Origin of the sequence: Amycolatopsis sp. cmx-11-51, assembly GCF_047608665.1 — a bacterium.
Taxonomy (GTDB): domain Bacteria; phylum Actinomycetota; class Actinomycetes; order Mycobacteriales; family Pseudonocardiaceae; genus Amycolatopsis.
The window spans coordinates 153,184-175,339 of the sequence record NZ_JADNQO010000014.1 but is presented as its reverse complement, the minus strand read 5'-3'; the positions used below and the strand labels follow the sequence as shown (position 1 = coordinate 175,339).

Genomic DNA, 22,156 nt, shown 5'->3' with positions numbered 1-22,156 from the left:
CCGACGTCCTCGCAGCCCAACGCCGCGAACGAGCACGCGTCCGCAGCGAACGCCAGCACATCTGGGGCCAACGCGCCACCCACGCCGCCTAAACCAACCCGGCCAACCTATGTGGTCACAGCACTAGAGGACTAATTGCGGGAGGGGCGAGGACACCGGTGTCCATCGATCGGTTGACAACCGGATTCAGTCCAGCGGACGTCCCGGGACACGGGTCTCGCACAGCACGATCGACGGATGAAGACCGCAGTGAAAGTGCGTGGGTTGCGCAAGGAGTACCCGGGCCACACGGCCGTCGGGGGTATCGCTCTCGACATCGAACAGGGTGAGGTCTTCGCACTGCTCGGCCCCAACGGCGCGGGCAAGACGACGACGGTCGAGATCCTGGAGGGGCACCGCAAGCGGACGTCCGGCGAGGTCGACGTCCTCGGCGAGGACCCAGCGACCGCGGGCCGGGCTTGGCGGGCGCGGCTCGGGATCGTGCTGCAGACGGCCAACGACGCCGCCGAGCTCACCGTCGCCGAGACCATCCGGCACTACGCCCGCTACTACCCGGATCCCCGTGACGTCGGCGAAGTGATCGAGAAGGTCGGCCTGACCGAGAAGGCGGGCGCCCGCGTCAAGAGTCTTTCCGGCGGACAGCGTCGTCGCGTCGACGTCGCGCTCGGCATCATCGGCAGGCCGGAGCTGGTGTTCCTCGACGAGCCCACGACCGGGTTCGACCCGGCGGCCCGGCGCCAGTTCTGGGAGCTGATCAGGAGTCTCGCCCACGAGGGCACCACGATCCTGCTCACCACCCACTATCTCGACGAGGCCGAAGCGCTGGCCGATCGTGTCGCGGTCATCACGCGCGGCGCGATCGTCGCCGAGGGGACGCCGCAGACGCTGGGCGGCCGCGCGACCGCGGAGGCCACCGTCCGCTGGGCCGACGAGAACGGCGGCCACCAGGAACGCACCCACTTCCCGGCCAAGCTCATCCGCGAGCTTTCCGCCGACGGCCGCGAACCGTCGGAGCTGACCGTCCACCGGCCCACCCTCGAAGAGACCTACCTCGACCTGATCGGAGAAGCCCGATGACGACGCTGACCCACCCGGGCAAACTCCCCGGCACCCTGTCACTCGGCCTCATCCGCGGCGCCGCCGAACTCCGCCAGTTCGTCCGCATCCGGGAGCAGGTGATCTTCACCTTCGCCTTCCCGTCCCTGCTGATGATCCTCCTTGGCTCGATGCTGAACTCCTCGATGCCCGGAATGGCGATCACCACCGGCCAGGTGCTGGCGGCGGGCATGATCGGGTCCGGCATCGTCTCGACGTCGTTCAACAGCATCGGGATCAACCTCGCGGCCGATCGCGAGCTGGGCGCGCTGAAGCGGTTACGCGGCACACCGATGCCCGCCGCGTCCTACTTCATCGGCAAGATCATCCTGGTCGGCTTCACGAGCATCGCCCAGGTGGTGCTGATGTCGATCGTCGGCAGTCTGCTGTTCGACCTGGAGATGCCCACCGATCCGATGAAGCTGCTGACCGCGCTGTGGGTCTTCCTGCTCGGTATCACCAGCTGCACGCTCCTCGGCATCGCGCTCAGCTCGGTGACGAAGACGGTCAGCGGCGCGGTCGCGGTGACCAACCTGATCTACATCGCGCTGCAGTTCATCTCCGGGGTGTTCGTCACGCCGATCACCAACCTGCCGAAGGTTATGGTCGACATCGCTTCGTTCTTCCCGGTGAAGTGGATCTGCCAGGGCTTCCGCTCGGCGTTCCTGCCGGCCGAAGCCGCGACACAGGAAATGGCGGGGACATGGGAACTTCCGATGGTGGCACTGGTGCTGACGGCGTGGTGCGTCGCGGGGCTGCTGCTGGCCAAGCTGACGTTCCGCTGGTCGAACGAAGGCAAGTGAACGCCTGGGAGCGGTCCTTCTGGTTGTGGGAAGTCCTCTTCGCGATCACCTACGTCGCGACGACGGCCTTGGTGCTCTTCGAAGACGGTGCAACCGCCAACAAGATCGTCGCCGTGCTGTGCCTCAGCGGCATCGGCGTTGCCTACCTCGCCCGCGGCCGCCGCCTCGTCAGAGGCCCGGACTACGAGTACACGCCGTGGCTGTTCATCACGACCATGATGGTCCTGCTGGCGGGCGCCGTCTTCACCGCCGGCAACTCGAGTTTCATCCTGTTCCTGGTCTGCCCGCTGCTCTACATGACGTTGCCGACGAAGAGCGCGTCGATCCTCACCACGGCGGCGGTGCTGCTGAGCCCGGTGTCCTTGCTCCTCCGGGGCGGGATCGAGGAACAGCCGGTCTTGCTGCCGATGACGGCGATCCTGATCATCTTCAGCCTCCTGGCCGGCCGCTACACCACGCAGATCATCGAGCAGAGCAAAGGCCGGGCCGCGCTGATCGAACAGCTGGAAGCCAGCCAGGCGGAGGTCTCCCGGCTCTCCCGTGAGGCGGGGACGGCCGCAGAACGCGAGCGCATGGCCCGCGAGATTCACGACACGCTCGCGCAGGGCTTCACCAGCATCGTCACGCTCACCCAGGCCATCGAGTCCGAAATGGACACCGATCCGAAGGCGGCCCGGCGCCATCTGGAACTCGCGGCGCGGACGGCGCGGGAGAACCTGGCCGAGGCGCGGGCGATGGTCGCGGCGCGGGTGCCGTCGGCCCTCGCATCCGCGTCGCTGGAGGAGGCCTTGCGGCGGCAGGTCGAGCGGCTCACCGAGGAGGCGGGGATCGAGGCCGCGATCGAGGTCGAAGGCCCGCTGCCCGCGCTGCCGATGGCCACCGAAGTCGTCCTGCTGCGAGGAGCGCAGGAAGCGCTTAGCAACATCCGCAAACACTCCCGCGCCACCAGGGTTTCACTCCGTCTGTCCGTTGTGGACGGGAAGGTCCGGCTCGGCGTGACCGACGACGGCACGGGGTTCGACCCCGCCGAGCCCACCGGCGGCTTCGGCCTGGCGGGGATGCGGACACGGGCGGATCAGGTCGGTGGCATCGTAGCGCTGAGGAGCGGACCCGGTGCGGGTACGACGCTGGAACTGGAGGTACCCGCGTGATCACGATCATGCTGGTCGACGATCACCCCGTGGTGCGCGAAGGCCTGCGCGGCATGCTGGAGGCCGAACCGGATCTGAGCGTCGTCGGGGAGGCGGGCTCTGGTGACGAGGCCGTCGCGCTGAGCCGGGTCAAGCAGCCGGACGTGATCCTGATGGATCTGCGGATGCCGGGTCTCGACGGCGTCGGTGCGACCCGGCAGATCCTCGCCGACCGGCCTGGGCAGCGAGTCGTCGTGCTCACCACCTACGAGACGGACGCGGACATCCTGCGCGCCGTCGAAGCGGGAGCCTCCGGGTACCTGCTGAAGGACGCTTCACGCACGGAGCTGGCCGGAGCGATCCGGGCGGCGTCACGCGGCGAGACGGTCTTGGCGCCTTCGGTCGCCGGGAAGCTGGTGAACCGGGTGCGCAACCCGACGGCGTCGCCGTTGTCGGCACGCGAGATCGAGGTGCTGCGGCTGGTGGCCCAGGGCAGCACGAACGCCGACATCGGGCGAGCGCTCCACATCAGCGAGGCGACGGTCAAGACCCACCTGCTGCGCGTGTTCGGCAAACTGGACGTTTCGGACCGGACGGCCGCCGTGACCACCGCTATGCGGCTGGGCCTGCTCGGGTAGGCACAATGCATCTCATGCTTGCCACGACCGAATCGGCGCTGCTTCGCCGCCTCGCGCACGAGCAATCCTCGTGCCGCACCCCGTCCCTCGTCGCCGCCGTCGTCCGCGACGGTGAAGTCGCCTGGTCCGGAGGACGCGGCCGCGTCGGCGGCGAGACACCGGGCGACGACACGCAGTACCGGCTCGGGTCGATCACCAAGACACTCGTCGCGACGGCCGTCATGCGCCTGCGCGACGAGGGCAGGCTCGACCTCAACGACCCACTCGAACAGCACCTGCCGGGCACCGCGTTCGGCGCGGCCACCATCGCGCAGCTGCTCTCGCACACCTCGGGCCTGACCGCGGAATCGCCCGGTTCCTGGTGGGAGCGCTCGGTGGGCGCCGACTGGGCCGCGCTCGTCGAGAGCCTCGAGGACGGCGCGACGCGGCTCCGGCCGGGCAGCCGGTTCCACTACAGCAACGTCGGTTACGGCGTACTCGGCGAGCTGGTCGCCCGGCACCGCGGGAAGTCGTGGCTCGACGTCGTCCGCGCCGAGATCCTCGGCCCGCTCGGCATGACCCGGACCTCGCCGCATCCGGAAGGCGCGCACGCGAGCGGGTTCGCCGTCCACCCCTTCGCCGACGTCCTCATGCCGGAGCCGTCGCCGGACGCGGGCGCGATGGCCCCCGCCGGACAGCTGTGGTCGACGGTCAACGACCTCGCCCGCTGGACGGCGTTCCTCGGCGGCCACACCGGTGGCGTGCTGAGCGAGGAGACCGTCACGGAGATGCGCGAGATGGTCACCGTCGACGACGGTGACACCTGGACCACCGGGTTCGGCCTCGGCGTCATGCTGGTCCGCACGCAGGGCAGGCGGCTGGCCGGGCACACCGGGTCGATGCCGGGCTTCCTCGCCTGCTCGCTGATCGACGCGAACGCCGGCATCGGCGCGCTGGTGCTGACGAACTCGACGGCGGGCGTCGGCATCACGCAGCTGTGCCTCGACCTGATCACGCTGACCGAAGAGCACGAGCCGTCGCTGCCCGAGGAATGGCAACCGTCCACTGTGGACCCGAAGCTGCTGGAGCTGACCGGGCTGTGGCACTGGGGGCCGACGCCGTACCACCTACGGCTGCTCCCGGACGGCCTGTTCTCCCTCGCGCCGACCGACGGCCCCGGCCGCGCGTCGCGGTTCGCGCTGGTCGGCGAAGACACCTGGGTCGGCCTCGACGCCTACTACGCGGGCGAAACGCTGCGGGTCGGGCGGGACTCGACCGGGAAGCCGAACCACCTCGACCTCGCGACGTTCATCTTCTCGCGGACCCCGTTCGACCCGGCCGCACCCATCCCGGGCGGCGTCGACCCCGGCGGCTGGCGCTGACGAATCCGGATGGTCGTTAGTGGCGGTGATCAGAGGGACGACACAGGTGACTGAGTGGACGACACGCGCGGCGGGAGCGGCTGCGTCCGCGTGTCGTCCATCCAGTCACGCGAAACCACCGACTCGGTCGGGTTGGTCAGGCGGCCGGGGTGTGCCCGACGGCCGTCCCGACGGCCGCGATGAAGTTGCGGGCGATGCGCTTGCCCTCGCCCCAGTCCACGAAGCCGAACTTGAGGCTCGTCTGGATCGCCAGCCCGGAGCCCTCCGACGTCCGCTCTACCTTCACGGTGACCGTCTGCCCGTAGCTGAAGAAGCCGAGCTTGGTCGAGAAGGTGACGTAGCCGGCGGCCGCGTCGTAGTACGGGTTCTGCCCCTTGACCGCGGTGACCCCGTTCGGGAGGGCCTGCCACAACGCCTCAGGGGGCAGAGGGAATCGTTCGTGCACTGTCGCCATGAGGCGAGAAGCTACCCGGCGGTCGGCAGCGGCGGGAGGGAGATCGTCGATCCCATATGCCGGACACGCGGCACCAACTGTCAGCAGGCCCATCCCGACCTGAGAGACTGGGCACATGACCGACGCACCTGAGTTGACCCTCCCCGCGGACCTCAAGCCCGCCGATGGCCGCTTCGGCTGCGGACCGTCCAAGGTCCGTGACGAGCAGCTCGCCAACCTGGCGAAATCCGGTGCCACCTACCTCGGCACCTCACACCGTCAGAAGCCGGTGAAGTCCCTCGTCGGCCGCGTGCGTGCGGGTCTGTCCGAATTGTTCTCCCTGCCCGAAGGCTACGAAGTGGTCCTCGGCAACGGCGGGACGACCGCATTCTGGGACGCCGCCGCGTTCGGGCTCGTGCGGGAACGCTCGCAGCACTTCACCTACGGCGAGTTCTCCTCGAAGTTCGCCACGGTGACCAAGGGCGCCCCGTTCCTCGCCGACCCGATCGTCGTCAAGGCCGACCCCGGCAGCGCGCCTGAGATCGCCTACGAGGCCGGTGCCGACCTGGTCGGCTGGGCGCACAACGAGACCTCGACGGGTGTCGCTGTGCCGGTCCGCCGCCCCGAAGGCAGCGAAGGCGCGCTCGTCGCCATCGACGCCACCTCCGGCGCCGGCGGCCTGCCGGTCAAGGCCGAGGACTTCGATGTCTACTACTTCGCGCCCCAGAAGTCCTTCGCCTCCGACGGTGGCCTCTGGATCGCGCTGGCCTCGCCCGCGGCGGTCGAGCGCATCGGCGAGATCGGCGCGAGCGACCGCTGGATCCCCGAGTTCCTGTCGCTGACCACCGCGCTCGACAACTCCCGCAAGGACCAGACGTACAACACCCCGGCGGTGTCGACGCTGTTCCTGCTGGCCGACCAGATCGAGTGGATGAACGCGGGCGGCGGTCTCGAGTGGACCACCGCGCGCACCCGCGACTCGTCGACGCGGCTGTACGAATGGGCCGAGAAGACCAGCTACACGACGCCGTTCGTCAGCGACCCGTCGCTGCGCTCGCAGGTCGTCGGCACCATCGACTTCGCCGACGAGGTGGACGCCGCCGCGGTGGCGAAGGTGCTGCGCGCCAACGGGATCGTCGACACCGAGCCGTACCGGAAGCTGGGGCGCAACCAGCTGCGCGTCGGCCTGTTCCCGGCCATCGACCCGGACGACATCACGAAGCTGACGCAGAGCATCGAGTACGTCGTCGAGCGCCTGGGCTGAGCTAGCCGTCTGTGAAGGCCTCCTTGCCTACCTTGAGGGTAGGCGAGGAGGCCTTCACGGACTTGTGGAAGATCGCGGCCAGCACCAGCAGCGAGAGGCCGTACAGCACAAAGGATTCCGTCGCCAGACACCAGCCGAAGCTCCCGGCGGGGCGCGGCGCCGGCCACATCGGCGCGACGACGAACAGCGCCATCGTCACGGCGGCGAGCGCGTACGAAACGACCGATCGCATCCAGACGAGCAACACGAGAATCGGCACGCACCAGATCCAGTGGTGCGTCCAGGACACCGGCGAGACCAGCAGCCCGCCGATCGCGCACGCCGTCAGCGCGAAGACCGGTTCGGCGAAGCGCGCGATCACGAACGCGGTCAGCGCGACCACCATGACCACGGCCAGCACCCAGAGGACGTCCTCCGCCGAGCCGAGCCCGAATCGCGCGAGCATTCCCCGCAACGACTGGTTGCCGACGTAGCCGCGATCGCCGATGCGGCTGGTGTCGAAAAGGATGTTCGTCCAGAACCTCGCCGACGCGCCCGGCGAGACCAGGAACATCAGCGCCCCCGCGCCGAGGAACCCGGCCACGACTCGCGCGGACGAGCGGAAGTCCTTGCGGAACAAGAAGAATAGGATGAACACGGCCGGCGTCAGCTTGATCGCCGCGGCGACGCCGATCAGCAGTCCCTTGGTGCGGGCGCGTCCCGGCAAAAGGGCGTCGAGGACGACCATCAGCATCAGCAGGGTGTTGATCTGGCCGAAACCGAGCGTCGACCGGACCGGTTCCATGATCCCGCCCGCCGCCTGCGCCCCGATCGCCGCCAGTACGGCGATGGCGCGACCCCGCACAGCGGATCGGTCGGTGAGCGAGCCGTTGAGCGTCGCGACGAAGAGGTACACGACGATCCCGCCCGCGACGATCGACGCGAGTCCGACCAGTCTCGTCGCCAGCGCGGCGGACAGCAGGGCGCCGGGCAGGAAGACCGCCGCCGCGAACGGTGTGTAGGTGAAGGGCAGCCAACCCCCGTGCGTCTGCACCCACGTGCCGTACGGGTCGCCCGAGTCGAGGAGCAGCCGTGCGCCGCCGAGGTAGACCTCGAGGTCCTGGCCGTCGAAAACCTTGAGCGTGAACAGCACGGCGACCACGACGATTTCGAGCGCGATCAGCGCCCCCGCGAGTTTCCGCCCCGACAATCCCACCAGCACCCGGCGAGGTTACCCACCGCTACTCCGCGAGTAGTCCTCTGGTTGCGGTAGTTCGTGCCACCGACTACCGCAACCAGAGGACGAAACGCGAGCTAGGCGAGGGCCTGGGTGGGCGGGAGCCGGGCCGCGCGCATGGCCGGATAGGCACCGGCGACGGCGCCGACCAAGGCCGAGACCCCGACCCCGCCGAGCAGGGCGCCGACGGGGAGCACCGCCGGCCAGCCTTGGCTCAGCGCGTACGCGGACGTCACGAGGACGCCGACCAGCACCCCGGCGATCCCACCGAGTCCGGACAACAGCACCGACTCGGCCAAGAACTGGCCTCTCACCTGCCGTTTCGTCGCCCCGAGCGCGCGGCGGAGGCCGATCTCCCGGCGCCGCTCCAGCACTGAGATCACCATCGTGTTGGCCACCCCGACGCCGCCGACCAGCAACGCCACACCGCCGAGCCCGAGGAACAGGGCGCTGTACGTGTTCTCCGTCAGCTTCTGCGCCTCCAGCGCCTCCGACGGGCGACGCACCTCGACCTCGTTGGGCGCCTCCGGGTTCATCGTCTGCGCGAGTACCGAGCGGACGTTCTCGACCTGCGAGTCCTTCGCCCGGACGTACACCGTGCTCGGATGTCCCTCGAAGCCGAGGAGCCGTTTCGCGGCGTCCCAGCCGACCAGCGCCGACCGCTCGATCTCCGGCGCGAGCGGCATCGGGCCGAGGATCCCGCCGACGGTGAACCAGTGCCCGTTGATGAACACCTGCGTCGGCTTGGCCTGGTCGATGTGGTCGATCCCGAGCCGCGCGGCCGCGACCGAACCGAGTACCACGACCGGATAGTCGCGAGTGGCGTCCCGGAGGAACTGCCCGGCCAGGATCGAGCCGCCGACGACGTCGAGCAGATCCGGCGTCGCCGCGTAGACACCGAGGCCGGACGTCTCGTCCTTGGCGATCTTGTCCGTGCGCCGCACGGTCCCGCCGGTGGCCCCGACCGCGGACGCCGCCGTCACCGGGGCGATCCGTTTCGCCATCGGCACCGCGCTGTCCGGCAAGGTCGCGTCGCCGCCGAACATCGTCTTGCCCGGCCCCGCCGACAGCAGGTTGGTGCCGAGCGCGGCCAGCTGGTCTTGCAGCGCCTTCGCGCCCGACGCCGGGATCGCGAGCACCGCCACCATCGCGGCGATCCCGATGCCGATGCCGAGCGCGGACAGCACCGCGCGCATCGGCCGCGTCCGCATGCCGTGCGCGCCGAGGGTCAGTACGTCGCGCGGGCCGAGCCGGGCCGGATTCGGCGTCGGCGCCTTGTCGAGGACGGGGGCGCTCACACCAGCACCCCCGTCCCGGTGTCGAGCCGGATCCGCCCGTCCCGCAACTCGATCCGCCGCGGGACGCCCGCCGCGATCTCCCGGTCGTGCGTGATGATCACGACCGTCGTCCCCTGCGAACTCAACGTGGCGAGCAGGTTGAGGATCGCCGCGCCGTTGCCCGTGTCGAGGTTCCCGGTCGGCTCGTCGGCCAGCAGGATCGACGGCGAGTTGACGACCGCCCGCGCGATCGCCACCCGCTGCCGCTCCCCGCCGGAAAGCTCGTTGGGGAAATGGCTCGCCCGATGCGCGAGGCCGACCCTGTCGAGCGCCGCCAGCGCCCGCTCGTGCCGTTTCCGCCGCGGCACCCCCGCGTACAGCAGGCCCGTCGCGACATTGTCGACCGCGCTTACCCCCTCGCTGAGGAAGAACTGCTGGAACACGAAGCCGATCCACCGCGACCGCAACGCGGAAAGCTTGCGGTCCGGCAGTTTCGCGACGTCGTGCCCGCGCAGTTCGATGACCCCGTTGGTCGGCCGGTCGAGCGTGCCCATCAGCTGCAGCAGCGTCGACTTCCCCGAACCGGACGGCCCGAGGATGGCGACCATCTCCCTGTCCTCGATGGACAGTGTCACTTCGTGCAGGGCACGCACGCCGCCGGGATAGGTGCGCGAGGCGTTGCGCACGGCCAGCACCGGAGTCATGACGTCGTCACCACCCGCATCCCGGCGGTGAGGCCGGTTCCGGTGACTTCGACGCGGCCGCCAGAGAACAGGCCGGTCTTCACCGCGATGAGGCGCCGCTTGCCGCCTTCGTCGACCTCGACGGCGTAGCCACCCTCGGCGAGCGCGAGCAGCGCCCCGACCGGGACGGCCAACACTCCACTATGGACTTCCTTGGTGAACCGCACGGAGACCGGCGTCGAATCGAGCGATCCCGCCGCGGCCGGATCGTCCAGTTTGATCTTCACCTTGATCTTCGGCTTGCCGTCGTCCTGCCCGGCGGCGTCCTTGCCGGTCTCCGCGACCTTGCCGACGTCGGTGATCACACCGGTGGCGGTCTCGCCGCCGGTGATATCGATCCCGACCTTTTCGCCCTGCTTCGCGATGGCCTGCTTGGCGGCGTCGAGTTTGACCTCGACGAGACGCTCGGTGCCGGTGTACTTCAGCAGTTCACCGCCACCGGTGCCACCGAGCTGCGCGGCGACCTGCGAAACCCGGATCTCCCCCGGCGCGAGGACGACGTCACCCTGGCCGAAGGTGCCGGTCTGCTCGAGCCCCAGCGACTTCTGCCATTTCTTCAGCGCGGCGGCGGTGGCCGAGGTGAACTTCTTGTCGAGTGTGCCGAAACCGCCGAAGCCGAGCGCCTTCAGGTTCTCTTCCAGCTGCTTGACGTCCGGGCCGTCGGTCGCCCCGTCCGCGAGGTCACGGAAGAACGGCAGTGTGCCGTAGAACAACGGCACCGGTTTGGCGTCGACGCCGTACACCGCCTTGCCGCGGCCGAGCACCGCACCCGCGTCCGGCAGGGACGTGACGGTGCCCTGTTTCCGTCCGGCGAGGGAGTTTTCCGTGCCGTAGCCCAGTGTTCCGTTCGCCTCTTCCTCCTCCCGCAGGTCGGTCTTCTCGACCTTCGCGGTCTCTACCAGGGGCGGCGCCTGTCCGACCTGCTGGGCTTCCGACGTGACCCTGGTCAGCACGACCACCGACATCGTCCCGGCCACGACGACGAGGACCGCCGCGATGACGAACCAGCGCGCCCGGCGCGAACGCCGTGCGCCGCCGGGTCCTTCGTGTTCGCTCATTTCGCCGGGGCCGCCCTCATGGTCATGCCGAGACCACAGGTCTTCGCCGCTTCTTCGAACTTCTTGGGGTCACCACTCGCGTCACCCAGCGCGATCGCGGCGCCGCCCTTGCCCGTGGGCTCGGGGTCCGGGAAGTCGATGCCGTGGTCGCGCATGCACTTCGCTTCCGTGCGCATCTTGTCGAGTTCTTCCGGCGTCGGCGGCTTGATCTCGCCACCGTTCGGCAGCAGCTTGCGGCACGCCTCGTCCGCGGTCTTCATCTTGTTCTCGTCGGGCCTGTTCTCGCCGGCCTCGATGGAGATGGTCCCCTGCTCGTCACCGTCCGTCTTGGGATCCGGCATGTCGATCCCGTGCTCGCGCATGCACTTCGCGAAGTTGCGCATCTTGTCCTCATCGGACACGTTGTCGGCCTGCTTCCCGTCGCCGGCGCCCGCGACGGGTGGGGAGGAGATCGAGGCGACCTTGTCGCCACCGTCCCCGCCACCACCGCAACCGGCCACCAGCGCCAGGACCGCTCCGGCGACCAGTACCGCCATCGGTCGTTTCCGCATCGCTGCTCCTTCGGTCGTCTTGACGAGCTGATTTCTACGGAGCGGGCGATTCCGGGGCGGTAAGCGAAGTCGCTTATGCCGCGCTTACCCAGCCAGCGCCGGATGATCACCTCGGCCGCCGATGCCGAGCCGGTGATGTCGCGAAAGCCACTTTCGGGACACCTGATGTCCTGAAAGTGGTTTTCGCGACACCCGGACCCGCACCCACGCCACCCGGTCGGCTGAGCCACGCTTATCCCGCGCTTACCCCCACCCCCGGCAGACTGACCTGGTGAGAGTGCTGGTGGTGGAAGACGAGCGGCTCCTGGCGGACACGATCGCCGAGGGCCTGCGACGGTTCTCCATGGCCGTCGACGTCTGCTACGACGGCGAACAGGCCCTGGACCGGGTGGGGGTGCACGGCTACGACGTCGTCGTACTCGACCGGGATCTCCCGGTCGTGCACGGCGACGAGGTCTGCGCCGCGGTGCTCAGGACGGGCGGCGAAGCGCGGGTCCTCATGCTGACGGCCGCCGCCGACGTCACCGACCGGGTCGCCGGGCTGGGGCTGGGCGCCGACGACTACCTGACGAAGCCGTTCGCGTTCGCCGAACTCGTCGCGCGGGTGCAGGCGCTGTCGCGGCGCGCGCGGCCGGCGCTGCCGCCGGTGCTGGAACGCGGCGGCGTCGTCCTCGACCTGCCCCGGCACCAGGCGTCCCGCGACGGCCGATTCCTTCCCTTGTCCCCCAAGGAATTCGCGGTACTGGAGGTGCTCATGCGCGCCGAAGGGACCGTGGTCGGCGCGGAGGAACTGCTGGAGAAGGCGTGGGACGAGCACGCCGACCCGTTCACGAACGCCGTCCGGGTGGCGATGATGACGTTGCGGCGCAAACTCGGTGAGCCGCCGCTGATCGAGACCGTACCCGGCGCCGGTTACCGGTTCGGGTCGTGAAACCGCTCCGGCTGTCGGTCCGCACCAAGCTGACGGCGCTCTACGGCGGGGCGTTCCTGGTCGTCGGGCTCGCCCTGCTGATCGTCAACTACCTGCTGGTGAGCTCGTCGCTGCCGGACACGGCGGCGTTCGCCGACACCGCCGCGGGAATCTCGATCCAGCGTGCCCCGGCGTACCCCATGGACACGACGACCATCGTGCCCGCCGAGCGCGTCCAAGCCAGCCAGCTGGTCGCGACCTCGATCACCGAGTACCGCTCGGACGTCCTTTCGACACTGCTGTGGCAGTCGCTGGTGGCGCTGGCGATCGCCGGCGCGCTCGCGGTGCTGCTCGGCTGGCTGATGGCGAGCCGCGTGCTGCGGCCACTGCACGCGATCACCTCGACCGCACGGAAACTCGAGGTCGAGAACCTCGACCGGCGGATCGACCTCGACGGCCCCGACGACGAACTCAAGGAACTCGCGGACACCTTCGACGGCATGCTCGACCGGCTCGCCGTGTCCTTCGACAGCCAGAAACGCTTCGTCGCCAACGCTTCCCACGAACTACGGACCCCGCTGGCGGTACAGCGCACGCTGGTCGAGGTGGCGATGGCCGACCCCGACGTCAGCCCGGAGGTCCGGAAGCTCGGCCAGCACCTGATCTACACCAACGAACGCAGCGAACGGATGATCGAAGGCCTGCTCGTACTGGCGCGCAGTGATCGCGGCCTCGCCGCGCGCGGCCCGGTCCGGCTGGACGAGGTCGTGGCGACGGTGATCCGGTCGGCGGCGGCCATGGCCGAGGCAGCGGGCGTCACGGTGGAGTCGCGGCTGCGGCCGCGGACGGTGTCCGGCGATCCCGTGCTGCTGGAGCGGCTGGTCACGAACCTCGTGCACAACGCCGTCACCTACAACCGCGAGGGCGGCTGGATCCACGTCGACGTCGGCGGCGATCCGGCGCTGGTGGTGCGCAACACCGGTCCGCAGGTGCCGCTGGACGCCGTACCCGCGCTGTTCGAGCCGTTCCGGCGGCTTTCCGGCGACCGGACCGGCGACTCACGCAACGCCGGGCTCGGGCTGTCGATCGTCCGGTCCATCGCGAAGGCACACGGCGGTGCGGCGGGTGCGGAACCCGGCGGCCGCGGCGGCGGACTGGTCATCCGGGTGCGGCTGCCGTAGATTCCCCCGATCGTGACGGTGCGTGTCCGGCGTGTCACTCTGCGAGCCGCGGATGGCGTCGGCAGAATGCACTTGCCGCCATGAGCAAAATAGTGAGCAGGACACATGACATCGGCGCGCCTCGCACGTCAAGGCGACGCGCCGTACTAGCGTTGACACCCACAAAGGTGAAGAACAGGGGAGGCGAGAATGCGAGCGCTACGAGTGGTCGGGCTACACGAGGACGGTAAGTCCATCGTGTGCGAAGACCCGGCGAGCCGCACGCGCTTCCTGCTCCCCGCGGATGAGAGGCTGCGAGCGGCGGCGAGGGGTGACATCACCCGCCTCGGCCAGATCGAGATCGAGTTGGAGAGCCAAATGCGGCCACGCGAGATCCAGGCGCGAATCCGGGCCGGCGAGTCCGTGGAGCAGGTCGCGAGCGGTGCCGGCGTGACCGTGCAGCGCGTCGAGCGGTTCGCGTACCCGGTCCTGCTCGAGCGCTCGCGTACGGCCGAACTCGCCCAGCGTGCCCACCCGATCCGCGAAGACGGCCCCGACGTGCAGACGCTCGGCGAGGTCATGGCTCACTCCTTCGGCCTCCGCGGCCACGACTACAGCCAAGCGACCTGGGACTCCTGGCGCGGTGACGACGGCAAGTGGGTCGTCGTGCTGTGCTGGAAGGCCGGTCGTTCGGACAACCGGGCGCACTGGTCGTTCGCGCCCGGCGCGCACGGCGGCACCGTGCAGGCACTCGACGAGAACGCCGAAGTCCTGCTCAACCCCAACGCCTACCGGGCCCCGCGCACGGTACGGGCGCTGGATCCTGGCAGGGACGCGGTCATCCAGCCCACCTTGGATTCGGTACCCGAAGAGCCGGTCGCGAAGGTGATCGACGCGCCGATCGCGGAACCCGAAGACGAGGTCGAGCCACCACTTCCGGCTGACGAGCCGGCGGAGGTGCCCGAACCCGCACCTAGGGCGAAGGGGAAGAAGAACCACCCCATCGTCCCATCCTGGGAGGACGTCTTACTGGGCGTCCGATCGCAACGAGGTTGAATTCGCACGTAATGGCCCCTTCCGGTGGAGGGGCCATTACGTGCGCCCGGGGGACCTGCGCGATCAGCGGAAGAACCTGGTCGGCTCGCCGCGGCTGAGCCGCTCGGAGGTCTCCGGCAGCACCGTCTTCGATGTCTAGAAGACGACGATCAGTACGCCGATCCACGCGATCACGATCCCCGCGGCGGCGCCGAAGGCCGCCCACCGCACGATCGGCACCCGCCGCGCGAGCCACAGCGACGGCGTGATCCCGCCGGTCACGACGGCGGACGCGATCAGCGCGAGCCAGCCGTTGGTCTCGCGGGCGAGGGTGTTCGCCAGCGCCAGCATCGCCACGACGACCACGGCCGCGATGAACGCGGAGACGGTCAGGCCGGTCAGCCACGGTGTCGGTTCCCCGGCGGGATCCGGTGTACCGAACAGCCTTCGCGCGAGTTCGCTGCGGGGCGCGGGGGCGGGCGGGTCGATGAGGACGCCGTCGCCGGAGACGGGGTCGACGAAACGGACCGACGTGCCCATCGTGGCGGCGACCCGCTGGGCGAGCTGGCGGCCTCGCTGGGTGATCACGGACGCGGCTTCCGTGCCGGATTCGCCGGTGCGGGCGGCGGTGCCGACGGCGGACGCGACGCGAGCCCATTCGTGCAAGGCTTCAGCGAGGTCTGAACCCATCGCGAGTGAGTGCGGGTCCACCTCGTGCGTGCTCTCGCCACCGGGGCCCGCCAGTACCGCGCGTCCCTCACGGATCCGCAATTCCATCGGTTCTCCTCGTGCTCGCTCGGGTGCTCACGATAGCGGTGGACGCGTCTCGTAGAACGCGATCGCGCCCGCCGTGGCGACATTCAGCGAATCGACGCCGTCGGGCATCGGGATCCGCACCGCGACGTCGGCGGCGGCGATGGCCTCCTCGGTCAGCCCGGGGCCTTCCGCGCCCAGCATCAACGCGATCCGCTCCGGCGTCTGGTCCCGCAACTGGCGCAGCGAAACGGAATCCGCACGAGGAGTGAGGGCCGCGACACGGAAACCGCGTTCCCGTAGCAGCTCCAGGTCACCGGGCCAGGACCCGAAGGTGGCGAACGGGACACGCAGGACATGCCCCATCGAAACGCGGACGCTGCGCCGGTACAGCGGGTCGGAACAGCCGCCACCCAGCAGGACCCCGTCGACGCCGAGCGCGGCCGCGTTGCGGAACAGCGAGCCGAGATTCTCGTGGTCACCGACGCCTTCGAGCACCGCTAGCACGCGCGCGCCGTCGATGACGTCCTCGACCGTCGGCGGCGGAACGGGCCGGTCCGCGACGGCCAGCACCCCGCGATTCAAGTGGAATCCGACGACTTCGGCCATTGTCTCGGCCGACGTCACATAACCGGGGACGTCGGCGCCGTCGAGTTCAGCGCGCAATTCCCGGAACCGCCGCTCCACCCCGAGTAGAGCGCGTACTGGGTATCGGGAGTTGAGAAGCCGCTCGACCACGACGGTGCCTTCGGCGATCACCAGCCCACGCCCACCAGGTCTGTCCGGGCGCCGATCGGCTGTGGACAGGTCGCGGAAATCGTCGAGCCGCGGGTCGCCGGAGTCGTCGACGGTGATCAGTTCAGCCACCTGGAGAGTGTGTCATCCGCCCGCTGCGAGCCGGTTGCCTCCGAACGTCCACCGGCGAGTGGTACGAACGGGCTTATTTTGCTGTAAGTTAACCCCTAGTGACAGAGAGCACCAGTTTGGCCGCTAGCCGGGCGATGGCGAGGCGTGAAAACGTTGGGCCGCCTGGCAGTCCCGCCTGGAACCCCGCGGATCGTGGCCAAGAGGAGCTCGACGAACATGGGTAAGGATCTTTCGGCGGACCCGTTCAAACCGCAGGATCGCGGACGGTACCGCCGGAAGGTCCAGCGCTGCCTGGACACTCTCGCCCGGATGCTCACCGACGGGAGTTTTTCCTTCCCGCGCAAGAACATCGGGCTCGAGGTCGAACTCAACCTCGTCGACCAGGAAATGCGCCCGTCGATGACGAACACGCTGGTACTCGAAGCGCTGAACGACCCCTCCTTCACCACCGAACTCGGCCAGCACAACCTGGAACTCAACGTGCCGCCGCGGCCGCTGGCCGGCGAATCCGCGCTGCAGCTGGAGGACGATCTCCGCGCGTATCTGAGCGCGGCGTCGCGCAAGGCCGAGGAATTCGGCGCCTCGCTGGCGATGATCGGCATTCTTCCCACCTTGCGGCACGAGCACTTCGACCAGAAGTGGCTCACCAACAACGCCCGGTATTCGCTGCTCAACGACCGGATCTTCGCCGCGCGCGGCGAGCCGACGCTGCTCTCGATGGAGGGCGCGCCGCTGCCGGGCAGGCAGCCGGAGCGGTTGCGCAGTTACTCCGAATCGATCCTGCCCGAGGCCGCCTGCACTTCGGTCCAGCTGCATCTGCAGGTCGCGCCGGAGGAGTTCGCGGCGCACTGGAACGCGGCGCAGGCGCTGGCCGGAGTACAGATCGCCGTCGGCGCCAATTCGCCGTTCCTGCTCGGCAAGACGCTCTGGCACGAGACGCGGATCCCGCTGTTCCTGCAGGCAACGGACACCCGGCCGGAGGAGCTGAAGAACCAGGGCGTGCGGCCGAGGGTGTGGTTCGGCGAGCGGTGGATCACCTCGATCTTCGATCTTTTCGAGGAGAACGTCCGGTATTTCCCCGGCCTGCTGCCCGAGACCGACCGGGAGGACCCGGTCGAAGCGCTCGACTCCGGACAGGCCCCGAAACTCACCGAACTGCGGATGCACAACGGCACCGTCTGGCGCTGGAACCGGCCGGTCTACGACGTCGTCGACGGCCTGCCGCATCTGCGGGTGGAGAACCGCGTGCTGCCCGCGGGCCCGACCGTCGTCGACATGGTCGCGAACGCCGCCTTCTTCTACGGCGCACAGCGGGCACTTGCCGAAGCCGACCGTCCAGTGTGGACACAGATGTCGTTCCAGGCGGCCGAGGAGAACATGTACGCGGGAGCGCGACGGGGATTCGACGCGCAGCTGTACTGGCCGGGCATCGGCTGGATCCCGCCGGACGAGCTGGTGCTGCGGGTCCTGCTGCCGCTGGCGCACGAGGGACTACGCCGATCGGATGTTTCGGACAAGGCGCGAGAGCGCTATCTGGGCATCATCGAGCAGCGGTGTCTCACCAGGCGGACCGGCGCCGCGTGGCAGCGGGAGTACGTCCTGCGCGCGGAGGAGCGAGGCACCGAGCGGGAACCCGCACTGAACCGGATGCTGGCCCGGTACCTGGAGCTGTCGGCCACCGAGACGCCGGTGCACACCTGGTCGCTCGAAGCCTGATCGGCGCCCGGCCGCGGAAATCCGAAAGCGCGCTCTGAGGCACACGGCCTAAGCTGGTCACCCAGGGAGGTGGCCCGTTGCCCAAGATCATCGGCCGGTCGCTGGAGGAGCACCGGCGCGAGGTCCGCAGCAGGGTGTTCGACGTCTTGCGCGGGCAGCTGTACGAGCGCGGGTTCGACGCGGTCACGCTCGCCGGAGTCGCCGCCGGAGCAGGCCTCGGCCGGACGGCGATGTACAACCACTTCCCCGACAAGGAAAGCCTGCTGGTCGCCTTCGTCGAGGACGAGGCGACGCGGTACGTCGAACAGCTGAAGGCGGCCGTCGCGACCGCCGACACCCCGGTCGCGAAGCTTTCGACGTTCGTCCGGCTGCAGCTGCGGGTGCTGGCCGAGTACCACCTGCCACCCGGGACGGCGCTCGCGTCGGCGCTGGCGCCCGCCGCGTACCGGCGGATCAGCGCGCACGCCGACCCCATCACCGGCCAGCTGCGCGAGATCCTCGCCGAGGGAGTGCCGGAAGAGGATCCCGAAGTGCTGATCCCGATGATCACCGCCGCGCTGGGCAGCCGCCAGGTCGTCGACGTCCCACCCGAGCGGCTGGACGACGCGATCGAGGGGGCCGTCCGCTTCGTGCTCAGGGCGGTCGGGATGGCGGATGACCGGGAAAACCTCGAAAATTAGGAGCCTAACCCGGTGTTGTGCCTTACGCTCTTTCTGACAGCTTGTCAGATCGATGCTTGGAGGCTCTTTCCATGCCGGTGACCACCGACGTCGACTCCGGGCCGTTCTCCGCGACCCTGCGTGCCTCCACCATGGCCGCCCACAACCGGGCCAACCACTCCGTGTACATGAACGCGCTGCTCGGCGGCGAGCTCACGCTCGAGGGGTACACCCGGCTGGCCATCCAGTACTACTTCATCTACCAGGCCATCGAGCGCGCCGCCGACAAGCTGGCGCGGGACCCGGTGGCGGGCGAATTCGTCTTCGAGGAGCTGCGGCGGCTGCCGAGCCTCGAACGCGACCTCGAACACCTCGTCGGCCCGGACTGGCGCGAGACCGTGCGCCCGCTGCCCTCGACGGAGCGTTACGCGCGGCGCGTGGCCGAGGCGTCGGACTGGTCCGGCGGGTTCGTCGCCCACCACTACACCCGCTACCTCGGCGACATCGCCGGCGGCCAGGTCATCCGGCGGCTGCTGGAGCGCAAGTACGAGCTGACCGAGGCGGGTTCGCTGTTCTACCACTTCGATCGGCTAAACAGCGCGCCCAAGTTCCGGGACAACTACCGGGAGCAGCTGAACTCGGCGCCGTGGACCGAGGACGAGCGCGCACGGTTGATCGAGGAGGCGATCGTGGCCTTCGAATGCAACATCGCGGTGTTCGACGAGCTGGCGGGCGAGCTGGACTCGTACCGGGCGGCCTGACGCTGGGTCTCGTGAGCGGTGAAGACAACGGTCACTTTCGATGACCGCCGTCACATCGCCTTGACCTCCACCTAACTGGAGCTAGCAGGCTGGGTTTCAAGCGGCCGCACCAACGGGTACGGCCACTACGAACAGGTCGTTCCACCTGGGGAGAACGCGGCCGCCCCCGGTCGCCGTAAACGGGTGAAGACGACTAAGTTCGTCCTTGGAAACTTAAGTCGAAGACAGAAGGAGGGCCGATGGCCCGCTACGTGCTCCCCGATCTCGACTACGACTACAGCGCACTGGCGCCGCACATCTCCGGCGAGATCAACGAGCTGCACCACAGCAAGCACCACGCGACCTACGTCAAGGGCGCGAACGACACGCTCGACAAGATCGCCGAAGCCCGTGACGCCGGTAACTTCGGTGACATCGTCGGCCTGCAGACCACGCTGGCGTTCCACCTCGCCGGGCACGCCAACCACGTCGTGTGGTGGAAGATCCTGTCCCCGGAAGGCGGCGACAAGCCGACCGGCGAGCTGGCTTCCGCGATCGACGAGGCGTTCGGCTCCTTCGACAAGTTCAAGGCGCAGTTCACCGCGGTCGCCACCACGATCCAGGGCAACGGCTGGGCCGCGCTCTCCTGGGACCCGATCGGCAAGACGCTGATCACCCAGCAGCTGCGCGACCACCACAACAACCTGGTCCTGCCGACCACGCCGATCCTGCTGGTCGACGTCTGGGAGCACGCGTTCTACCTGGACTACAAGAACGTGAAGCCCAAGTACGTCGAGGCCCTGTGGAACATCTTCAACTGGGCCGAGATCTCCAAGCGGTTCGACAACGCCGTCGCCGGTGGCAACGGCCTGCTGCTCGGCTGACTCTCCACCACGAAACGGGGCTCTCCCTTCCGGGAGGGCCCCGCTTTTCGTAGGCGGGCTTGACCTCCAGCGAAGTCGAGGTGTCAGGCTGGACGCATGGACGTCGCCGCGTACCTCGATCGCCTCGGACTCGACCGCCCCGCCGGTGCGGACGTCGCCGCGCTGCGGGTACTGCAGGAGCGCCACCTGGCGGTGGTGCCGTTCGAGAATTTGAGCATCCACCTCGGTGAGCCGATCGTCCTGGACACCGAAGCGCTGTTCGACAAGATCGTGCGACGACGTCGTGGCGGCTTCTGTTACGAGCTGAACGGGCTCTTCGCCGCCTTGCTGCGGGAGCTGGGCTTCGACGCCACCTTGAAGTCCGCGAAGGTGTTCCGGCCAGACGGAAGCCTCGGGCCGCCGTTCGACCACGCGACCGTCCGCGTCGAACTGGACGAGCCTTGGCTGGCCGACGTCGGCTTCGGCCGGTTCAGCCGGTTCCCGCTGCGACTGTCCGCCACTGAGGCACAGGCCGACCCAGGCGGTGAGTTCCTGTTCCTCGACGCGCCTCAAGGCGACATCGACGTCCTTGAGGATGGCAAGCCCCAGTACCGGATCGAGCAACGGTCCCGGGCACTGGACGAGTTCGTCCCGACGGCGTTCTGGCAGGCGACGTCGCCGGACTCGCACTTCACTCAGGGGCCGACCTGTTCGCTGCCGACCAAGCACGGCCGGGTGACGCTGGCAGGCGACAGACTGATCGTCACCACCCACGGTGTCCGCGAGGAGACCAGGCTTTCGAGTGATCAGGAGATCCTGGACGGTTATCGGAAGGAGTTCGGGATCGAGCTCGCCCGGCCGCCGGAACGGCCTTGACCAGAACGGCGAGGTCATCGACCATGAACCCCCGGTATAAACGAAGCCCCACCTCCGGGGGTGACCCGAGTGCGGGGCTTCGTCCGTTCCCGAACTGACTGCCGCTCCCACCACGAAGCGGACATGCATGAGGTTAGCCTAACCTCACCAATACCGGCAAGAGGTTCGTTCGCGAGACGCCGATCTCACCCTTCCGGGTGACGGCACACTGTTCTCATGAGTCTTCTGAGCGGCAAGGCCGTGGTGATCACCGGCTCCGGGCGGGGTCTGGGCAGGGCTTTCGCCCACTACGCGGCCTCGCAGGGCGCCTCGGTCGTGGTGAACGACGTGGACGCCGGTCTCGCGGATGAAGTCGCGCGGGAGATCCGCGTGGTGGGCGGGCGCGCGGTGTCCAACGGCGACTCGGTCGCCGATGCCGACTGGGTGCGGATCTCCCTGCACCGGACAGCCGTCGCGGGCGATGTGGGCACACCAAGGAAAGTCACTGTCGCCGGGCGCCCGGCGGATCTGGTCGCCAAGGGCTCACCGGCCCTTGTGGAGATTCGGCTGTCCGACGCCGACGTGCGCGTGCTCAGGATCGAGACCAGCTGGACGCGCGCGCCCCGGCAGGACGACCAGAGCGAAACCCGGCTGCTCGGGCTGGCCGAAGCCGTCCTCGCGGGAGCTTTCGCGCCTGGACCGAAACTGCCGGCCACCGGCGAACGAGACGTCATCGAACGGAAGACCGTCGAACCTGGTGCGGGCATCCTCGACGCGCCCCTGCCGGAGATCTCGTGGAAGCTGTGCACCCAGCTCAGCCGTGCGCTGGGTGTCCCCGCGGAAGCCACGGAGCCGCGCAGTGACGGAAAGTGCTTTGCGGGAACTGGCGGGGAAAGTGGTGCCGCCGCTTCTGGGGTCTTGAGGGGTCTGCTGTCTCGCAAGTAGTCGACTAATGGCGTGCTTCGCGAATCGGGTGCCGCCCGAGGCGGTGTCAACCAATGGGGTCATGAATCACCCAGCTTTGCTCAT

The 22,156-nt window shown here is 68.9% G+C and carries 23 protein-coding genes; 15 read left to right on the top strand and 8 right to left on the bottom strand.

Annotation, left to right across the window (positions count from 1 at the left end):
• Positions 1-237 precede the first annotated feature (237 nt).
• The 5 genes from ACM6LU_RS32720 to ACM6LU_RS32700 are packed head-to-tail and all read left to right on the top strand — an operon-like array spanning position 238 to position 5,027.
• A complete protein-coding gene (locus ACM6LU_RS32720; RefSeq protein ID WP_414941675.1) occupies positions 238-1,077 on the top strand; it encodes an ABC transporter ATP-binding protein in 840 nt (279 codons plus the stop codon).
• On the top strand, positions 1,074-1,898 hold the full coding sequence (locus ACM6LU_RS32715) for an ABC transporter permease (RefSeq protein WP_414941674.1): 825 nt from the start codon (positions 1,074-1,076) through the stop codon (positions 1,896-1,898). Before ACM6LU_RS32720 ends, ACM6LU_RS32715 begins: the two co-directional genes overlap by 4 nt.
• Positions 1,895-3,049: a sensor histidine kinase gene (locus ACM6LU_RS32710; RefSeq protein WP_414941673.1), complete on the top strand. Its 1,155-nt coding sequence runs from the start codon at positions 1,895-1,897 to the stop codon at positions 3,047-3,049. Before ACM6LU_RS32715 ends, ACM6LU_RS32710 begins: the two co-directional genes overlap by 4 nt.
• On the top strand, positions 3,046-3,666 hold the full coding sequence (locus ACM6LU_RS32705) for a response regulator (protein WP_414941672.1): 621 nt from the start codon (positions 3,046-3,048) through the stop codon (positions 3,664-3,666). The genes ACM6LU_RS32710 and ACM6LU_RS32705 overlap by 4 nt, the downstream gene beginning before the upstream one ends.
• A gap of 14 nt (positions 3,667-3,680) precedes the next feature.
• Positions 3,681-5,027 carry a serine hydrolase domain-containing protein gene (locus ACM6LU_RS32700; protein WP_414941671.1) on the top strand — a complete coding sequence of 449 codons (1,347 nt, stop codon included), beginning with the start codon at positions 3,681-3,683 and terminating at the stop codon, positions 5,025-5,027.
• A 136-nt stretch (positions 5,028-5,163) separates the two neighbouring features.
• Here the strand turns inward: ACM6LU_RS32700 and ACM6LU_RS32695 are convergent, their stop codons facing one another.
• On the bottom strand, positions 5,164-5,481 hold the full coding sequence (locus tag ACM6LU_RS32695) for a hypothetical protein (RefSeq protein WP_414941670.1): 318 nt from the start codon (positions 5,479-5,481) through the stop codon (positions 5,164-5,166).
• 115 nt (positions 5,482-5,596) lie between these two features.
• Between ACM6LU_RS32695 and serC the strand changes: the two genes are divergently transcribed.
• Positions 5,597-6,724: a phosphoserine transaminase gene (gene serC, locus ACM6LU_RS32690; RefSeq protein ID WP_414941669.1), complete on the top strand. Its 1,128-nt coding sequence runs from the start codon at positions 5,597-5,599 to the stop codon at positions 6,722-6,724.
• A 1-nt stretch (position 6,725) separates the two neighbouring features.
• Here serC and ACM6LU_RS32685 read toward each other — a convergent pair whose 3' ends face one another.
• The 5 genes from ACM6LU_RS32685 to ACM6LU_RS32665 form a co-directional block, all read right to left on the bottom strand.
• Complete coding sequence (locus ACM6LU_RS32685) at positions 6,726-7,925, bottom strand: glycosyltransferase 87 family protein (RefSeq protein ID WP_414941668.1); 1,200 nt, start codon at positions 7,923-7,925, stop codon at positions 6,726-6,728.
• A gap of 92 nt (positions 7,926-8,017) precedes the next feature.
• Complete coding sequence (locus ACM6LU_RS32680; protein ID WP_414941667.1) at positions 8,018-9,238, bottom strand: ABC transporter permease; 1,221 nt, start codon at positions 9,236-9,238, stop codon at positions 8,018-8,020.
• Positions 9,235-9,921: an ABC transporter ATP-binding protein gene (locus tag ACM6LU_RS32675; protein ID WP_414941666.1), complete on the bottom strand. Its 687-nt coding sequence runs from the start codon at positions 9,919-9,921 to the stop codon at positions 9,235-9,237. Before ACM6LU_RS32675 ends, ACM6LU_RS32680 begins: the two co-directional genes overlap by 4 nt.
• Entirely contained in the window at positions 9,918-11,018 is a 1,101-nt protein-coding gene (locus ACM6LU_RS32670) for a peptidoglycan-binding protein (protein WP_414941665.1), read from the bottom strand. Before ACM6LU_RS32670 ends, ACM6LU_RS32675 begins: the two co-directional genes overlap by 4 nt.
• A complete protein-coding gene (locus ACM6LU_RS32665) occupies positions 11,015-11,569 on the bottom strand; it encodes a hypothetical protein (protein ID WP_414941664.1) in 555 nt (184 codons plus the stop codon). Before ACM6LU_RS32665 ends, ACM6LU_RS32670 begins: the two co-directional genes overlap by 4 nt.
• A 271-nt stretch (positions 11,570-11,840) precedes the next feature.
• On the opposite strand from ACM6LU_RS32665, the gene ACM6LU_RS32660 reads away from it, so the two are divergent.
• The 3 genes from ACM6LU_RS32660 to sepH all read left to right on the top strand — a co-directional run bounded on the left by ACM6LU_RS32660 (position 11,841) and on the right by sepH (position 14,695).
• Complete coding sequence (locus ACM6LU_RS32660) at positions 11,841-12,500, top strand: response regulator transcription factor (RefSeq protein WP_414941663.1); 660 nt, start codon at positions 11,841-11,843, stop codon at positions 12,498-12,500.
• A complete protein-coding gene (locus ACM6LU_RS32655; protein WP_414941662.1) occupies positions 12,497-13,660 on the top strand; it encodes an ATP-binding protein in 1,164 nt (387 codons plus the stop codon). Before ACM6LU_RS32660 ends, ACM6LU_RS32655 begins: the two co-directional genes overlap by 4 nt.
• Before the next feature lie 189 nt (positions 13,661-13,849).
• Positions 13,850-14,695: a septation protein SepH gene (sepH, locus tag ACM6LU_RS32650; RefSeq protein WP_414941661.1), complete on the top strand. Its 846-nt coding sequence runs from the start codon at positions 13,850-13,852 to the stop codon at positions 14,693-14,695.
• A 135-nt stretch (positions 14,696-14,830) separates the two neighbouring features.
• Here sepH and ACM6LU_RS32645 read toward each other — a convergent pair whose 3' ends face one another.
• Both ACM6LU_RS32645 and ACM6LU_RS32640 read right to left on the bottom strand, forming a co-directional pair.
• Complete coding sequence (locus ACM6LU_RS32645) at positions 14,831-15,451, bottom strand: DUF2537 domain-containing protein (RefSeq protein WP_414941660.1); 621 nt, start codon at positions 15,449-15,451, stop codon at positions 14,831-14,833.
• A gap of 27 nt (positions 15,452-15,478) precedes the next feature.
• A complete protein-coding gene (locus ACM6LU_RS32640; protein WP_414941659.1) occupies positions 15,479-16,294 on the bottom strand; it encodes a TrmH family RNA methyltransferase in 816 nt (271 codons plus the stop codon).
• A 216-nt stretch (positions 16,295-16,510) separates the two neighbouring features.
• Here ACM6LU_RS32640 and ACM6LU_RS32635 point away from each other — a divergent pair, with 216 nt between their 5' ends.
• From ACM6LU_RS32635 to ACM6LU_RS32610, 6 genes are all read left to right on the top strand, one after another.
• A complete protein-coding gene (locus tag ACM6LU_RS32635) occupies positions 16,511-18,010 on the top strand; it encodes a glutamate-cysteine ligase family protein (protein WP_414941658.1) in 1,500 nt (499 codons plus the stop codon).
• A 77-nt stretch (positions 18,011-18,087) separates the two neighbouring features.
• Positions 18,088-18,690 (top strand): TetR/AcrR family transcriptional regulator, encoded by a 603-nt coding sequence (locus ACM6LU_RS32630; protein WP_414941657.1) that lies wholly within the window; start codon positions 18,088-18,090, stop codon positions 18,688-18,690.
• A 71-nt stretch (positions 18,691-18,761) separates the two neighbouring features.
• Positions 18,762-19,430 (top strand): heme oxygenase (biliverdin-producing), encoded by a 669-nt coding sequence (locus tag ACM6LU_RS32625; protein WP_414941656.1) that lies wholly within the window; start codon positions 18,762-18,764, stop codon positions 19,428-19,430.
• 239 nt (positions 19,431-19,669) lie between these two features.
• Positions 19,670-20,293, top strand: coding sequence for a superoxide dismutase (locus ACM6LU_RS32620; protein ID WP_020631814.1), 624 nt, complete (start codon positions 19,670-19,672; stop codon positions 20,291-20,293).
• A gap of 96 nt (positions 20,294-20,389) precedes the next feature.
• Positions 20,390-21,148, top strand: coding sequence for an arylamine N-acetyltransferase family protein (locus ACM6LU_RS32615; protein WP_414941655.1), 759 nt, complete (start codon positions 20,390-20,392; stop codon positions 21,146-21,148).
• A 216-nt stretch (positions 21,149-21,364) separates the two neighbouring features.
• Positions 21,365-22,072: an SDR family NAD(P)-dependent oxidoreductase gene (locus tag ACM6LU_RS32610; protein WP_414941654.1), complete on the top strand. Its 708-nt coding sequence runs from the start codon at positions 21,365-21,367 to the stop codon at positions 22,070-22,072.
• Positions 22,073-22,156 lie beyond the last annotated feature (84 nt).

Bases quoted from the DNA above. Each gene is read 5' to 3' on its own strand.
- ACM6LU_RS32695 (WP_414941670.1), bottom strand. From the start codon at position 5,481: ATGGCGACAGTGCACGAACGATTCCCTCTGCCCCCTGAGGCGTTGTGG.
- ACM6LU_RS32625 (WP_414941656.1), top strand. From the start codon at position 18,762: ATGCCGGTGACCACCGACGTCGACTCCGGGCCGTTCTCCGCGACCCTG.
- ACM6LU_RS32720 (WP_414941675.1), top strand. From the start codon at position 238: ATGAAGACCGCAGTGAAAGTGCGTGGGTTGCGCAAGGAGTACCCGGGC.
- ACM6LU_RS32635 (WP_414941658.1), top strand. From the start codon at position 16,511: ATGGGTAAGGATCTTTCGGCGGACCCGTTCAAACCGCAGGATCGCGGA.
- ACM6LU_RS32645 (WP_414941660.1), bottom strand. From the start codon at position 15,451: ATGGAATTGCGGATCCGTGAGGGACGCGCGGTACTGGCGGGCCCCGGT.
- ACM6LU_RS32615 (WP_414941655.1), top strand. From the start codon at position 20,390: ATGGACGTCGCCGCGTACCTCGATCGCCTCGGACTCGACCGCCCCGCC.
- ACM6LU_RS32620 (WP_020631814.1), top strand. From the start codon at position 19,670: ATGGCCCGCTACGTGCTCCCCGATCTCGACTACGACTACAGCGCACTG.
- ACM6LU_RS32700 (WP_414941671.1), top strand. From the start codon at position 3,681: ATGCTTGCCACGACCGAATCGGCGCTGCTTCGCCGCCTCGCGCACGAG.
- ACM6LU_RS32715 (WP_414941674.1), top strand. From the start codon at position 1,074: ATGACGACGCTGACCCACCCGGGCAAACTCCCCGGCACCCTGTCACTC.
- ACM6LU_RS32610 (WP_414941654.1), top strand. From the start codon at position 21,365: ATGAGTCTTCTGAGCGGCAAGGCCGTGGTGATCACCGGCTCCGGGCGG.
- ACM6LU_RS32670 (WP_414941665.1), bottom strand. From the start codon at position 11,018: ATGAGCGAACACGAAGGACCCGGCGGCGCACGGCGTTCGCGCCGGGCG.
- ACM6LU_RS32675 (WP_414941666.1), bottom strand. From the start codon at position 9,921: ATGACTCCGGTGCTGGCCGTGCGCAACGCCTCGCGCACCTATCCCGGC.
- sepH (WP_414941661.1), top strand. From the start codon at position 13,850: ATGCGAGCGCTACGAGTGGTCGGGCTACACGAGGACGGTAAGTCCATC.
- ACM6LU_RS32665 (WP_414941664.1), bottom strand. From the start codon at position 11,569: ATGCGGAAACGACCGATGGCGGTACTGGTCGCCGGAGCGGTCCTGGCG.
- serC (WP_414941669.1), top strand. From the start codon at position 5,597: ATGACCGACGCACCTGAGTTGACCCTCCCCGCGGACCTCAAGCCCGCC.